The sequence below is a fragment of the Streptomyces sp. NPDC055013 genome, assembly GCF_053608645.1.
This window is the reverse complement of sequence record NZ_JBSGVW010000008.1, coordinates 1-14,420: the sequence shown is the minus strand read 5'-3', so window position 1 is coordinate 14,420 and position 14,420 is coordinate 1. Positions and strand designations below refer to the sequence as shown.

General features: G+C 71.0%; 15 protein-coding genes. 11 read left to right on the top strand and 4 right to left on the bottom strand.

What is annotated here, in order from left to right:
* Positions 1 to 41: 41 nt before the first annotated feature.
* The 5 genes from ACWGDB_RS12625 (at position 42) to ACWGDB_RS12605 (ending at position 4,321) form a co-directional block, all read left to right on the top strand.
* Positions 42 to 482 (top strand): SRPBCC family protein, encoded by a 441-nt coding sequence (locus ACWGDB_RS12625; RefSeq protein ID WP_453822418.1) that lies wholly within the window; start codon positions 42 to 44, stop codon positions 480 to 482.
* A 131-nt stretch (positions 483 to 613) separates the two neighbouring features.
* Positions 614 to 1,789 carry an ArsA family ATPase gene (locus ACWGDB_RS12620; RefSeq protein ID WP_453822416.1) on the top strand — a complete coding sequence of 392 codons (1,176 nt, stop codon included), beginning with the start codon at positions 614 to 616 and terminating at the stop codon, positions 1,787 to 1,789.
* 57 nt (positions 1,790 to 1,846) lie between these two features.
* Complete coding sequence (locus ACWGDB_RS12615) at positions 1,847 to 2,338, top strand: DUF5304 domain-containing protein (RefSeq protein WP_453822415.1); 492 nt, start codon at positions 1,847 to 1,849, stop codon at positions 2,336 to 2,338.
* A 140-nt stretch (positions 2,339 to 2,478) separates the two neighbouring features.
* Positions 2,479 to 3,432, top strand: coding sequence for an ROK family glucokinase (locus tag ACWGDB_RS12610; protein ID WP_328882197.1), 954 nt, complete (start codon positions 2,479 to 2,481; stop codon positions 3,430 to 3,432).
* Between the two features lie 139 nt (positions 3,433 to 3,571).
* Positions 3,572 to 4,321, top strand: coding sequence for an endonuclease/exonuclease/phosphatase family protein (locus ACWGDB_RS12605; protein ID WP_453822414.1), 750 nt, complete (start codon positions 3,572 to 3,574; stop codon positions 4,319 to 4,321).
* A gap of 1 nt (position 4,322) precedes the next feature.
* Here ACWGDB_RS12605 and ACWGDB_RS12600 read toward each other — a convergent pair whose 3' ends face one another.
* Both ACWGDB_RS12600 and ACWGDB_RS12595 read right to left on the bottom strand, forming a co-directional pair.
* Positions 4,323 to 4,976, bottom strand: coding sequence for a hypothetical protein (locus ACWGDB_RS12600; RefSeq protein WP_453822413.1), 654 nt, complete (start codon positions 4,974 to 4,976; stop codon positions 4,323 to 4,325).
* The gene (locus ACWGDB_RS12595) at positions 4,969 to 5,748 is read right to left on the bottom strand and encodes an alpha/beta hydrolase (RefSeq protein ID WP_383596507.1); all 780 of its coding nucleotides are present in this window, start codon (positions 5,746 to 5,748) and stop codon (positions 4,969 to 4,971) included. Before ACWGDB_RS12595 ends, ACWGDB_RS12600 begins: the two co-directional genes overlap by 8 nt.
* A gap of 195 nt (positions 5,749 to 5,943) precedes the next feature.
* Between ACWGDB_RS12595 and ACWGDB_RS12590 the strand changes: the two genes are divergently transcribed.
* The 5 genes from ACWGDB_RS12590 to ACWGDB_RS12570 all read left to right on the top strand — a co-directional run bounded on the left by ACWGDB_RS12590 (position 5,944) and on the right by ACWGDB_RS12570 (position 10,866).
* Entirely contained in the window at positions 5,944 to 6,675 is a 732-nt protein-coding gene (locus tag ACWGDB_RS12590) for a lysophospholipid acyltransferase family protein (protein WP_453822601.1), read from the top strand.
* A 34-nt stretch (positions 6,676 to 6,709) separates the two neighbouring features.
* The gene (macS, locus tag ACWGDB_RS12585) at positions 6,710 to 7,939 is read left to right on the top strand and encodes a MacS family sensor histidine kinase (RefSeq protein WP_453822412.1); all 1,230 of its coding nucleotides are present in this window, start codon (positions 6,710 to 6,712) and stop codon (positions 7,937 to 7,939) included.
* Positions 7,936 to 8,637: a response regulator gene (locus tag ACWGDB_RS12580; protein WP_453822411.1), complete on the top strand. Its 702-nt coding sequence runs from the start codon at positions 7,936 to 7,938 to the stop codon at positions 8,635 to 8,637. Before macS ends, ACWGDB_RS12580 begins: the two co-directional genes overlap by 4 nt.
* Positions 8,638 to 8,784: 147 nt before the next feature.
* Positions 8,785 to 9,813, top strand: a complete 1,029-nt coding sequence (locus ACWGDB_RS12575) for a 6-phosphofructokinase (RefSeq protein ID WP_383596517.1) — start codon at positions 8,785 to 8,787, stop codon at positions 9,811 to 9,813.
* Between the two features lie 57 nt (positions 9,814 to 9,870).
* Positions 9,871 to 10,866, top strand: coding sequence for a 2-hydroxyacid dehydrogenase (locus tag ACWGDB_RS12570; RefSeq protein ID WP_453822410.1), 996 nt, complete (start codon positions 9,871 to 9,873; stop codon positions 10,864 to 10,866).
* Here ACWGDB_RS12570 and ACWGDB_RS12565 read toward each other — a convergent pair.
* Both ACWGDB_RS12565 and ACWGDB_RS12560 read right to left on the bottom strand, forming a co-directional pair.
* Positions 10,818 to 12,752, bottom strand: a complete 1,935-nt coding sequence (locus ACWGDB_RS12565) for an anthranilate synthase family protein (protein ID WP_453822409.1) — start codon at positions 12,750 to 12,752, stop codon at positions 10,818 to 10,820. The genes ACWGDB_RS12570 and ACWGDB_RS12565 overlap by 49 nt on opposite strands.
* Positions 12,753 to 12,857: 105 nt before the next feature.
* Complete coding sequence (locus ACWGDB_RS12560) at positions 12,858 to 12,914, bottom strand: trp operon leader peptide (protein WP_078516689.1); 57 nt, start codon at positions 12,912 to 12,914, stop codon at positions 12,858 to 12,860.
* 96 nt (positions 12,915 to 13,010) lie between these two features.
* On the opposite strand from ACWGDB_RS12560, the gene ACWGDB_RS12555 reads away from it, so the two are divergent.
* Entirely contained in the window at positions 13,011 to 14,363 is a 1,353-nt protein-coding gene (locus tag ACWGDB_RS12555; protein ID WP_453822408.1) for a class II 3-deoxy-7-phosphoheptulonate synthase, read from the top strand.
* Positions 14,364 to 14,420 lie beyond the last annotated feature (57 nt).

Here is a 14,420-nt window from a genome sequence, read left to right as displayed (position 1 = left end):
CCACGACTTCTTACCGGCCCGCATCTGGAGGAGCCACGGCGATGGCGGAACACACCAGCTCGAGCATCACGATCGAGGCGGCACCGGCCGATGTCATGGGGGTGATCGCCGACTTCGCCCGCTACCCGGACTGGACCGGTGAGGTGAAGGAGGCGGAGGTCCTCAAGACAGACGACGAGGGCCGCGCCGAGCAGGTCCGGCTCGTCATGGACGCCGGGGCGATCAAGGACGACCAGGTGCTGGGGTACACCTGGACCGGTGCGAACGAGGTGTCCTGGACGCTGGTGAAGTCCCAGATGCTGCGGTCGCTGGACGGCTCGTACATCCTGAAGCCGGCCGGGGCGGGTTCGACCGAGGTCACCTACCAGCTGACGGTGGACGTCAAGATCCCGATGCTGGGGATGATCAAGCGGAAGGCCGAGAAGGTCATCATCGACCGCGCGCTGGCGGGGCTGAAGAAGCGGGTCGAGTCGGACAAGTAGGCAGCGGCCCCGTCCTCGGACGCCGGACGGGCCGAAGTGCCTGGACCGGCGTCACCTGGGTAGTCGGTGTGGTCAGGCCGGGGCTGCGTTCCAAGCGGCCTTCATCCCGACGTCCGTTACGGTTCACCCCCATGCGCACCATCCTGATCACGGGCCCCGGCGGCAGCGGCCGTACCACCGTTGCCGCTGCCACCGCGCTCGCCGCCGCCCGTGCGGGCACCCGCACCCTCGTTCTCGGCGGCGACCGCACCGACACCCTCGGTGCCGCTCTCGGCGTGCCGACCGGTGCAAAGCCGACGCAGGTCAGCGAGACCCTCACCGCCTGGCGCCCCGACGCGGCGCTGAGTTTCCGGGAGGACCTCGCCGGCTTCCAGGAGCGTGCCTCCGCCGCCCTCGACCTCCTCGGCGCCTCCCGGCTGGACCCGGAAGAGGTCACCCCGCTGCCCGGGGCCGAGGAGCTCGCGCTGCTGCGGGCACTGCGGGACGCCGCCCTCGCCGAACGGCACGAGCTGCTCGTCGTGGACCTGCCCGCCACCCCGCAGGCCCTCGCCCTGCTCTCGCTCCCCGAGGAACTGCGCCGCTATCTGCGCCGGCTGATCCCGTCCGAACGGCAGGCGGCCCGCGCGCTGCGGCCCGTCCTCGGGCGGCTGGCCGGAGTTCCGATGCCCGCGGAGTGGCTGTACGAGACCGCCGCCCGCTGGGACGTCGAGCTTGCCGCCGTGGAGGCCGTGGTCGACGACCGCGACACCGTCGTACGGCTGGTCGCCGAACCCGGCCCGGCCGGCGCCGACGCCGTGCGGGCCGCCGCCCTCGCGCTCGCCCTGCGCGGCCTGCGCCCCGACCTGTTGATCGCCAACCGCGTCCTGCCGGAGGCGGAGGCCACGGCGGGCAGCTGGCTCGACGGCCCCGTCACCCAGCAGCGCAAGGTCCTGGAGGAATGGCGGCAGGACCATGACGTCCATGGCGTCGGCCACCTCGGACGGGACCCCCGGGGCTCCGACGACCTCGCCGCGCTCGCCGTGCCCGCCGTCAACACGACGTCGTCCACCGTGGAGTGGCCCGTCGTCGACCGGCTCGCCGAGGACGGCGTCCTCGTCTGGCACATCCCCCTGCCCGGCGCCGTACGCGACGAACTCGACCTCGTCCGGCGCGGCGACGAACTCGTCCTCACCGCGGGACAGTTCCGGCGTATCGTGCCCCTGCCGTCCGCCCTGCGCCGGTGCGGTGTGGACGGGGCCGCGCTGCGCGACGGCGAGCTGCGGATCCGGTTCGCGCCGGATCCGGGTCTGTGGCCGAGGACCCGGTGAAGCAGGTACGCCCGTTCGGGTAACGTCGTAGAGACGAACCGTAGTCAGGAGTCCGTCATGAGCGAAGAGCTCCCCCCGTCCGACGCCGAGCACGAGGCGATCGACGAGGTACGGGCGACCGACGCCGACGCCTGGGCCACGGCGTGCGCCGAGGACCTCGCGGAGGAGAAGGCCCGCCGCCGCACCCAGTACGGCACGCCCCCGGGCTCGGCCGCCGAGGAACTGCGCAAGCTCGTCGACGCCGTCGCGGACAAGCTCTCGACCCTCCAGTCCCCGCTGCTCGGCGCGGTCGCCGGGCCCGCCGCCCAGCAGGTGGTCAAGCAGGTCGTGGAGCAGGCCAAGGCCGCCGTCGAGCCCGTCATCGAGCGCAACCCCGACGTCTTCGACCACCTGGCCGCGGCCGGCGGCGAACTCCTCGCCGCCTACCGCTCCGCGGTCCAGGCCCAGGAACAGCGCTGGACCACCCGCGAGACGCGCGGGCACGACCTGGACGAGCGCCCCGACCGGGGCGACGAGCCCGGTCCCGGAGAGCGCATCGACCTGGACTGATTCCCCGGTCGCCGGACGAGTCGAGCCCCCGCGTGCAGGGGCTCGGCCGGCCCCGTCCGCCGGGCGGACGACGGGAACTCCGACGGCAGGGGCTCGGGTACGGTTGGCCGTAGCGGGGCTCGACCGAAACTGAGGGATTCATGGGACTCACCATCGGCGTCGACATCGGCGGCACGAAGATCGCGGCCGGCGTGGTCGACGAGGAAGGCAACATCCTCTCGACCCACAAGGTGCCGACCCCGGGCACGCCCGAGGGCATCGTGGACGCCATCGCCTCCGCGGTGGAGGGCGCGCGCGCCGGGCACGAGATCGTCGGCGTGGGTATCGGTGCGGCCGGTTACGTCAATCGTCAGCGCTCCGAGGTCTACTTCGCCCCCAACATCGACTGGCGCAACGAGCCGCTCAAGGAGAAGGTCGAGGCCCGCGTCGGCCTCCCGGTCGTCGTGGAGAACGACGCCAACGCGGCCGCGTGGGGCGAGTACAAGTTCGGCGCGGGCAAGGGCCACCGCAACGTCATCTGCATCACCCTGGGCACCGGCCTCGGCGGCGGCATCATCATCGGCAACAAGCTGCGCCGCGGCCACTACGGCGTGGCCGCCGAGTTCGGCCACATCCGCATGGTGCCGGACGGCCTGCTCTGCGGCTGCGGCAGCCAGGGCTGCTGGGAGCAGTACGCCTCCGGCCGTGCCCTCGTCCGGTACGCCAAGCAGCGCGCCAACGCCACCCCCGAGAGCGCCGAGGTCCTGCTCGGCATGGGCGACGGCAGCCCCGAGGGCATCGAGGGCAAGCACATCTCCATGGCCGCCCGCCAGGGTGACCCGGTCGCCGTCGACTCCTACCGCGAGCTCGCCCGCTGGGCCGGCGCCGGCCTCGCCGACCTGGCCTCCCTCTTCGACCCGTCCGCCTTCATCGTCGGCGGCGGCCTCTCGGACGAGGGCGAACTGGTCCTCGACCCGATCCGCAAGTCCTACAAGCGCTGGCTCGTGGGCGGGAACTGGCGCCCGGTGGCGGACGTCATCGCCGCTCAGCTCGGCAACAAGGCGGGCCTGGTGGGCGCGGCGGACCTGGCCAGGGAGCCCGACCCGATCATGTAGCGGGCCGGCGGGTCCCACTCCTCAGGGGTGCGGGGCTGTATCAGCACGCGGCACCGCCGCGTGGGCGCGACCAGCCACACCCGACTGGCACTCGCGCACCAGCCTCGCGCCCCGAGCCGTTGGGCGTAAATTGATCCACATGGAGCCGCTGCCCAACTCCCGGACGGAGCCCGACGGTTCCGCTCTCATCCGCGTACTCAGCTACAACATCCGCTCGATGCGCGACGACACGGACGCCCTCGCCCGCGTCATCACCGCCTGCGCCCCCGACCTCGTCCTCATCCAGGAAGCCCCCCGGTTCTTCCGCTGGCGCAAGAAACTCTCCCGCCTGGCCCGCGCAGCGAACCTCGTCGTCCTCACGGGCGGCGCCACGGCCGCGGGCCCGGCGATCCTGTGCAATCTGAGGGCCACGGTGGAGCGAACCGAGGACGTACTCCTCCCGCTCACCCCCGGACTCCACAGACGCGGCTTCGCCACGGCAGTGGTCCGCTTCGGCGGCGCCCGCCTCGGCGTGCTCTGCTGCCACCTCTCCCTGCAGAAGGACGAGCGTTACACGCAGGGCGGCATGCTGCTCGACCGTCTCGCCGGCATGGGCGTGGAGCACGCCGTCGCGGGCGGCGACCTGAACGAACGCCCCGGCGGCCGCACCTTCCGCCGCCTGGCCGTCGGACTCCAGGACTGCTGGGCCACCAGCCCCTGGGGCAGCGAGTACACCTCGACCCCGGCCGACCCCCACCAACGTATCGACGCGATCTTCGCGACGAAGGGCATCGACGTGGCCGGATGTGGAGTCCCCCTCGGCCATCCCGGGATCACGCAGGCAGACCTGAGGGCGGCCACGGACCACCTTCCGGTCCTGGCCGCCCTCAGAGTCCCGGCAGCTCAGTAGGTCATACGACCGCGCCCCGGCCCGGATCGTCGTCGTCCTCGTCGTCCGTCTTCATGCGCATCACCAGCGTGGCGAACCCGCCCAGGAACCCGCCGATGCCCAGGGTGGCCAGCCACCACGTCATGTCCCAGTTCAGCAGGACGGCGAGCAGCAGCAGGACCGGCCCGCCGATCACCGCGAGCCAGGCGAACTTCGCGGTCGGGTCGGCGGCGGGCAGGGGCGGCGGCTCCGGTGGGACGAAGTGGCCCTCGTCGTCGGCGTCGAAGTCCTCCTCGGCGGGCTCGGGCACGCTGTAGTCGCGTGGGCCGACGCCGGGGGCGAAGGAGATCGAGCTGCCGAGGGGCTGGGCGGGCTCGGCCGGCTTGTCCTCCTTGGGCTCGTCGGTCTGCTTGACCTTCGCGCCCTTGTCGCCCTGCCCGGCATGCGGCTGCTCGTCCCCCCTGCCGCTGGTCTCGTCGTTGGTGTCGGGCTCCAGCAGGGCCAGGTCCTCCACGGACTTGAAGGGCTTCGAGCCGGGCGGGTCCGGCGGCTCGTCGCCGTACCCGGCGACGATCGCGGCCCAGGCGGCGTCCTCGTCGAACGGGACGTGCTGCTCTTCCGGCTCGCGATCGTCGCGGTCCTCGCGCCTTTCGCGGTCGGAGTCGTGCTCAGCCACGTGCGGTCGTCCTTCCCTTGCCGACGCCGGTTGCGAGCCGGCTGATGAAGCCGAGGCTCTCCTCGAAGATCCGGTTCGCGTCATGGTCCAACGTCGCCACGTGATAACTCTGTTCCAGCACGACCTCCGTTACGTCCGTCGAGGACACCCTGCTCAGGATCCGGGCCGAGTCCGCGGGCGGCACGGTGTGGTCCTGGGCGCTGCGCAGCAGCAGCAGCGGCTGGGTGACCTGCGGCAGCTCGCCGTCGACCAGGCCGAAGAAGGTGCGCAGCGAGTGGGCCGCGTGCAGTGGCACCCGGTCGTACCCGATCTCGACGCCGCCCTCCTTGGCGATGTCACTGGCGATCCCCGGCGCCGTACGGACGAAGTGGCGGGACACCGGGAGGGTGTACGCGAACAGTCCGTGCACCTTGTTCGCCGGGTTGACGACCAGTACGCCGGCGACGTCCTCCCCGTGCTTCGCGGCGAGCCGCAGGGCGAGGGCGCCGCCCATGGACAGGCCGGCCACGAAGACCCGGGTGCAGTGCTCGCGCAGGCTGCGCAGCTCGCGGTCCACCTCGGCGTACCAGTCCTGCCAGCCGGTGAGCTGCATGTCCTCCCAGCGGGTGCCGTGCCCCGGCAGCAGCGGCAGTGAGACGGTGAGCCCGCGCTCGGCGAGATACTCCGCCCAGGGGCGCAGCGACTGGGGGGAACCGGTGAAGCCGTGGCAGAGCAGGACCCCGACCTCCCCGCCCGCACGGCGGTAGGGCTCGGCTCCAGGAAGGACCGGCACCTTACGGTCTCCTGTTCGTGAGAAGGACGACATGGACGAGAGGAACCACAACGACCCACGCGGCGGAGCCGCAAGTCGATACATCCAGGTGTGCTTCACCGTACGCGACCGCACTGACACCGACCAGGGTCGTCGGAGTCATTGGGAGTGCTCCGGGTTAAGGTCTGAGCGACAGACACAGGAGGCACTCGGTTGTTGTACGGCGCGATGAAGGTGACCATCGGGGGACCGCTGAAGGTCGCCTTCAGGCCCTGGGTGGAAGGCTTGGAGAACATTCCCGCCGAGGGCCCCGCGATCCTCGCGAGCAATCACCTGTCCTTCTCGGACTCGTTCTTCCTGCCCGCGGTCCTCGACCGCAAGGTGACCTTCATCGCGAAGGCCGAGTACTTCACCACCCCGGGCGTCAAGGGCCGCCTGACAGCCGCGTTCTTCAAGGGCGTCGGCCAGCTGCCCGTGGATCGCTCCGGGGGGCGCGGGGCGGGCGAGGCTGCCATCAAGAGCGGCCTGGACGTCCTCGAGCGCGGTGAGCTGTTCGGTATCTATCCCGAGGGCACGCGCTCGCCCGACGGCCGGCTCTACCGGGGCAAGCCGGGCGGCCTCGCGCGCGTGGCGCTCGCCAGCGGAGCGCCGATCATCCCGGTCGCCATGATCGACACGGAGAAGATCCAGCCGCCCGGCAAGGTCATGCCGAAGCTCATGCGGCCCGGCATCCGGATCGGCAGGCCGCTGGACTTCAGCCGGTACCAGGGCATGGAGCATGACCGCTTCGTGCTCCGCGCGCTGACCGACGAGGTCATGTACGAGATCATGAAGCTCTCCGGCCAGGAGTACGTCGACATGTACGCGACCGCCGCCAAGCGGCAGATCGCGGAGGCGGCGAAGGCCGAGAAGGAACAGGCGCGGAAGAAGAAGGAACTGTCCGAATAGAGTCGGCCGCACACTGAGCCGAGGGGTGGGGGGCATGGCCAAGCGCGAGCGGGTCATGAGGATGTCGGTCGAGCAGCCGCTGTGGCGCGCGCTCACCGGATACCGGGTGCTGACCCTGGTGTACGCGATCGGGCTCTTCGTCAGCGCGCACGACGAGGTCGCCCGCCCCTGGGTGGCCATCGGCTACTTCGCCGTACTGACCGTCTGGACGCTGGCCACTTTGCCCCGCGTCGCGAACGCCGCGAGCTGCACCAGGCGCTTCCTCGCGGTGGACCTCACCATCGCCCTGGCCGGCATCCTGCTCACCCGGCTCGCCGAGTCACCCGAGCGGATCGATGCCGGGGCCCCGACCCTGCCGTCGATATGGACGGCGGGCGCCGTGCTGGCGTTCGCCATCAAGGGCGGCTGGCGCTGGGCCGCGTTCGCCTCCACGCTGGTCGCCGCCGCCAATCTGGTCCACCGCTCCGGCGTACCGACCCGCGACACCGTCCACATGGTGCTGCTCGTCTGGATCGCGTCCATCGCCATCGGCTACGTCGTCGAGGTCGCCCGGGCCTCCGAGCGCACCCTCGCCCGGGCCCTGGAGATCGAGGCGGCGACGCGGGAGCGGGAGCGGCTCGCCCGGGACATCCACGACAGCGTGCTTCAGGTGCTGGCGATGGTGCAGCGGCGCGGCGCCGTCATCGGCGGCGAGGCGGCCGAGCTGGGCCGGATGGCGGGCGAGCAGGAGGTCGCGCTGCGCACGCTGGTCTCGGGCGGCCTGGTGCCCGTGTCGCGGGTGTCGGAGGACGCCACCGAGGGCGCGGTCGTACGGGCGGTCGAGGAGCCGGACGACTCCACCGGTCCGGTCGATCTGCGTGTGCTGCTCGCCCCGTTCGCCGGCGCCAGGGTCAGCCTCGCCGAGCCGGGCGCACCTGTGTCCCTGACCCCGGCCGCGGCACGGGAGTTGACCGCGGCCGTCGGGGCCGCCCTGGACAATGTCCGCCGGCACGCGGGGGAGGACGCACGTGCGTGGATCCTCGTCGAGGACGAGCCCGGCGAGGTGATCGTCACCGTCCGGGACGACGGACCCGGCATCCCCGAGGGCCGGCTGGTCCAGGCCGAGGGTGAGGGGCGGCTCGGCGTCGCCCTGTCGATCCGGGGCCGGCTGCGGGACCTCGGCGGCACCGCCGAGCTGATCTCGGTGCCGGGTCAGGGCACCGAAGTGGAACTGAAAGTACCGAAGGACAGCAGCGCTTCACGGGGGAAGGCGGAGCAGCGATGACGGACGCCGCGAGCGGACCGGACACACAGCAGGGCACGATCAGGGTCATGGTGGTCGACGACCACCCCATGTGGCGCGACGCGGTGGCCCGGGACCTGGCCGAGTCCGGCTTCGACGTGGTCGCCACCGCGGGCGACGGCGACCAGGCCGTACGCCGCGCCAAGGCCGCCGCCCCCGACGTCCTGGTGCTCGACCTGAACCTGCCCGCCAAGCCCGGCGTCCAGGTCTGCAAGGAACTCGTCGGCCACAACCCGGCGCTGCGCGTCCTCGTCCTGTCCGCGAGCGGCGAGCACGCCGACGTCCTGGAGGCCGTCAAGTCCGGCGCGACCGGGTACCTGCTGAAGTCCGCGTCCACGGAGGAGTTGCTGGACGCGGTGCGCCGAACCGCCGTCGGCGACCCGGTGTTCACGCCGGGCCTGGCCGGGCTGGTCCTCGGCGAGTACCGGCGCCTCGCGTCCGAGCCCGGGCCGGTCGCGTCCGACGCCGACCAGCCGGGGGCCCCGCAGCTCACCGAGCGCGAGACCGAGGTGCTGCGGCTCGTGGCCAAGGGCCTGAGCTACAAGCAGATCGCCGAACGACTGGTCATCTCCCACCGCACGGTCCAGAACCACGTCCAGAACACCCTCGGCAAGCTCCAGTTGCACAACCGGGTGGAGCTGGTCCGATACGCGATCGAGCGCGGCCTCGACGACGAGTGATCCGGCGATCCGCTGACCCGATGAACGACCCGGTGCGTAAACCGACCGCCTGACACTTCACCGGAATTGCCCTTCCCGCCCATCCCTGTGTGACCTGTATCACCATTAGCGTGGCCTCATCAGGCAACCGCGGCGAAGGGACATTTCATGCGGGTCGGAGTACTGACCGGAGGCGGCGACTGCCCCGGTCTCAACGCCGTCATCCGGGCCGTCGTCCGCAAGGGCGTACAGGAGTACGGCTACGACTTCGTCGGCTTCCGGGACGGCTGGCGAGGTCCGCTCGAGAACGACACCATCCGTCTCGACATCCCCGCCGTGCGCGGCATCCTGCCCCGCGGCGGCACCATCCTCGGCTCCTCGCGCACCAACCCGCTGAAGCAGGAGGACGGCATCCGCCGTATCAAGGAGAACCTCGCCAAGCAGGAGGTCGAGGCGCTCATCGTCATCGGCGGCGAGGACACCCTGGGCGTCGCCACGCAGCTGTCCGACGAGTACGGCGTGCCCTGCGTCGGCGTGCCGAAGACGATCGACAACGACCTGTCCGCCACCGACTACACCTTCGGCTTCGACACCGCGGTCGGCATCGCGACCGAGGCGATCGACCGGCTGCACACCACCGCCGAGTCCCATATGCGCGTCCTCGTCTGCGAGGTGATGGGCCGTCACGCCGGCTGGATCGCCATCCATTCCGGGCTGGCCGGCGGGGCCAACGTCATCCTCATCCCCGAGCAGCGCTTCGACGTCGACAAGGTCTGCGCCTGGATCACCTCGCGCTTCAAGGCGTCGTACGCCCCGATCGTGGTCGTCGCCGAGGGCGCCATGCCGAAGGACGGCGACATGGTGCTGAAGGACCAGTCGCTGGACTCCTTCGGACACGTCCGGCTGTCCGGCGTGGGCGAGTGGCTCGCCAAGGAGATCGAGCGGCGGACGGGCAAGGAGGCCCGTACGACGGTTCTCGGGCACATCCAGCGCGGCGGCACCCCCAGCGCCTTCGACCGCTGGCTCGCCACCCGGTTCGGGCTGCACGCCATCGAGGCGGTCCGCGACGGCGACTTCGGCAAGATGGTCGCCCTGCGCGGCACCGACATCGTCCGCGTCCCGATCGCGGACGCCACGGCCAAGCTGAAGACGGTGGAGCCGAAGCTGTACGAAGAGGTCGGCGTCTTCTTCGGCTGACCGGTCTGGGGCTATGGGCCGTATATTCGGCCCATAGCCCCACGAAAGGGAGCCGTCTTGGAGATCATGGCCTTCGGTGTGCAGGCCGACGAGAAGCCCCTGATCGAGCAGGCCTTCCGGGGCCACCACGAGGTCCGCTGCCTGGACGTCTTCCTCAACGGGGACACCGCCCCCATCGCCACCGGCCACGAGGTCGTCTGCACCAGCGTCAACTGCGACCTCGGCGACCGCGTCCTGGGGACCCTCGCGGCCGGCGGGACCCGGATGGTCGCCCAGCGCTCCACCGGCTTCAACAACATCGACCTCAAGGTCGCCGAGCGGCTCGGCATGACGGTCGCGCGGGTCTCGTACTACTCGCCCCACGCCGTGGCCGAATTCGCCTGGACCCTCGCCATGGCGGTCAACCGCCGTATCGTCCGCGCTTCCACGCGCACGCGTGACTTCGACTTCCGCCTCGACGGACTGATGGGCCGTGACATGCACGGCCGCACCGCCGGCGTCCTCGGCACCGGAAAGATCGGCGAGGCGTTCACGCGGATCGCCCACGGCTTCGGCATGAAGCTCCTCGGCTGGGACGTCGCCGAGAACCCCACCTGCATGCAGCTCGGCATGCGCTACGTCTCCAAGGACCAGCTTCTCGCCGAGTCCGACCTGGTCAGCCTGCACGTCCCGCTGATGCCGGAGACCCGGCACCTGATCGACGCGGACGCCCTGAAGGCGATGAAGGACGACGCGATCCTGGTCAACTCCAGCCGCGGCGGCCTCATCGACACCGCGGCCCTCGTCGCCGAACTGCGCGAGGGCCGCTTCACGGGCGTCGGCCTCGATGTGTACGAGGCGGAGGCCGGGCTGTTCTTCCTCGACAAGTCCCTCCAGGCGGTCGAGGACGACACCCTGGCCCGCCTCGTCACCTTCCCGAACGTCCTGGTCACCTCCCACCAGGCGTACTACACCCAGGACGCCGTCGGCCAGATCGTCGATACCACCCTGAAGAACGTCCTCGACTACACGGCGGGCCGCCGTTCCGAGAACTTGCTGGTCCCGCGCAGCTGACCCACCAGCTCCCGGACGACGGCGGCGCCGTTCAGCGTCAGGACCGACTCCGGGTGGAACTGCACGCCGGCGAAGCCGGGCCCGCGCACCGCATGCACCTCCCCGTTGCCGGCCCGGCTGACCTCGACGCCGTGCGCCGCGAGCTCCTGGACGGCCTCGTCGTCGCAGCGCGCCACGAAGCTGTTGTAGAAACCGACCGTCTCCGGCCGCCCGAACAGCTCGATCGTCGTCTGCGCGCCCTGGTACGGCACTTCCTTGCGTACGATCTCCAGCCCCAGCTCGGCCGCGATCAGCTCGTGCCCGAGGCAGACGCCGAGCACGCCGTGCCGGTGGCCGCGGATGACCCCGGCGGTCAGCTCCCGCAGGAACCTCATCTTGGGGTCGGCGAGGTCCGAGGGGTCCCCGGGGCCGGGGCCGAGCACGACCGGTCCCTCGTGCGCGAGCACCGCCTCCCGCAGACCGGGCTCGTCGTAGCGCCGCACGGTCACCTCCAGGCCGCTCGACCGCAGCACGTGCGCGAGCATCGCCGTGAAGGTGTCCTCCCCGTCGACGACCAGGGCGTGTCCGCTCAGCTCGGCGGACGGCTCCTGCATCCGCAGCCAGAAGGGCGCGAGCGACGCCCGTCGCCCGTCGAGCGCGGCACGCACGCGCGGGTCGTCGGCGAGGCGGGGCCGCACGGACTCCTGGCGCGGCCTGCCCGGCCGTACGCCCAGAGCCGCCAGCACACCCGCCGCCTTCGCGTGGGTCTCCGCGACCTCGCTCGCCGGGTCCGACCCCCGCACGAGCGTCGCGCCGACCGGTACCCGCAGCCGTCCGGCGGCGTCGATGTCGGCGGTGCGGATCAGGATGGGGGAGTCGAGGGTCTGGGCGCCGCCGGAGTCCTGGCCGAGGAGGGCCAGCGCGCCGGCGTAATACGCGCGCCCGCCGACCTCGTGCCGCTCGATCACCCGGCAGGCGTTCTGCACCGGCGAGCCGGTGACGGTGGCCGCGAACATGGTCTCCTTGAGGACCTCCCGTACATCCAGCGAGGACTTCCCGCGCAGCTCGTACTCGGTGTGCGCGAGGTGGGCCATCTCCTTCAGCCGGGGCCCGACGACCACGCCGCCCATGTCGCCGACCGTGCACATCATCTTGAGCTCCTCGTCGACGACCATCGACAGCTCCTCGATCTCCTTGCCGTCGGCGAGGAAGTCCAGCAGATGCCCGGGCGTCGGCCCCTCGGCGGGATAGCGGTACGTCCCGCTGATCGGGTTCATGATCACGGTCCCGCCGGACATCCGCACGTGCACCTCGGGGCTGGCCCCGACCAGCGTTCGCCCACCCGTCTCCCGCCCCCGCCCTTCCAAGGAAGGCCCTTCGGGCCCTTTCTGATTTCCGGTGTGCACCACGAAGGTCCAGTACGCGCCCCGCTCGCCCTCCAGCAGCCGCCGGAACAGCGCGAGCGCGTCGGCGCGTCCGAACCCCGGGATCTCCCCCTCGTACGTCCGCCGGATCACGAAGTTCGCGCCCTCGCCCTGCCCGATCTCCTCGCGCAGCACCCGCCCGACGATCTCGCCGTACTCCTCGTCGCCCACGTCGAAGCCGCCGCCCTCGACCCGCACGTCGTGCGCGGGGAGCTGCGCCAGGGCGTCGGCGAGCGGGATCTCGTACGTCTCCTCGGGGATCAGCACCGTCAGCGGCGTGCCGTCGTCACGGACGTCGAAGCCGCGCTCGCGGATCTGCCGGAAGGGGACCAGCGCCAGACCCTCGGCGGGGAGGTCGGCCAGTCTTTCGTGGGTGCTGACCGGGCCGATCATGACCTCGACGGCCTCGTGATCGTGGCCCGGGGTGCGGCGGCGCAGCAGGGCGAAGGGGCGGGGGTCGTGCAGGAGCTGTGCCAGGTCCATGGGTCCTCTTCCGTCGATGTCGGTCGATGTCGGTGAGGAACGGACCCCGGAAAACGCCGAAGGCCGCCCCTCGGGCGGCCTTCGCGAAGTCTGTCGTACGCGCAGTCAGCGGGCCGCCGGATGAGCGGTCCACCACCAGTTCTGGGTCGAGTGCGCGAACATGGCAGGCACCCTACCCCATGTCCGAGTCGTGTACCTCGTGTCTCAATTGCTGGGCATGGGGCAGGACGTCCGACACGACCCCGTAGTGTTGAGGTCGTGACCGTGAACGCTAAGACCAGCACGAGTGCTGGCAACACCTGGCGAAACCTGCCCGCGGCGCAGCAGCCCGAGTACCCCGACACCGAGGCTCTGCGCGCAGTCGTTGCGGACCTCGAGTCGTATCCGCCGCTCGTCTTCGCGGGCGAGTGCGATCAGCTGCGCGCCCGGATGGCGGCCGTCGCCAAGGGAGAGGCGTTCCTCCTCCAGGGTGGCGACTGCGCCGAGGCCTTCGACGCGGTGTCCGCCGACCAGATCCGCAACAAGCTCAAGACCCTGCTCCAGATGGGCGCCGTGCTGACGTACGCCGCGTCCGTCCCCGTGGTGAAGGTCGGCCGTATCGCCGGCCAGTACTCCAAGCCGCGCTCCAAGGGCACCGAGACCCGCGACGGCGTGACCCTGCCGACGTACCGCGGCGACTCGGTCAACGGCTTCGACTTCAACGAGGCCGCCCGCGTCCCGGACCCCGAGCGCCTGAAGCGGATGTACAACGCGTCCGCCTCCACGCTCAACCTGGTGCGCGCCTTCACCACCGGCGGTTATGCCGACCTGCGCCAGGTGCACGCCTGGAACCAGGACTTCGTGAAGTCGTCCCCGTCCGGCCAGCGCTACGAGCAGCTCGCCCGCGAGATCGACCAGGCACTGAACTTCATGCACGCCTGCGGGGCCGACCCGGAGGAGTTCAAGACGGTCGAGTTCTACTCCTCGCACGAGGCGCTGCTGCTCGACTACGAGTCCGCGCTCACCCGAGTCGACTCGCGCACCGGTCAGCTGTACGACGTCTCCGGGCACATGGTGTGGATCGGTGAGCGCACCCGGCAGCTGGACCACGCGCACATCGAGTTCGCCTCCAAGATCCGCAACCCGATCGGCATCAAGCTCGGCCCGACCACGACGGCCGAGGAGGCGCTGCAGTACATCGAGCGCCTGGACCCCGAGCGTGAGCCGGGCCGGCTGACCTTCATCGTCCGGATGGGCGCCGACAAGGTCCGCGACAAGCTCCCCGAGCTGGTCGAGAAGGTCACCGCCTCGGGCGCCACCGTGGCCTGGGTGACCGACCCGATGCACGGCAACACCTTCGAGGCGGCCTCCGGCCACAAGACCCGCCGCTTCGACGACGTGCTCGACGAGGTCAAGGGCTTCTTCGAGGTCCACAAGGCCCTCGGTACCCACCCGGGCGGCATCCACGTGGAGCTCACCGGCGACGACGTCACCGAGTGTGTGGGCGGCGGCGACGAGATCTTCGTCGACGACCTGCACCAGCGCTACGAGACGGCCTGCGACCCGCGGCTCAACCGCAGCCAGTCGCTTGACCTGGCCTTCCTCGTCGCGGAGATGTACAGGGACCAGTAGCCGGTTCGGTTGTTACATGCAAAGGGGTGGGGCGCGGATCACATACGATCCTGTCTC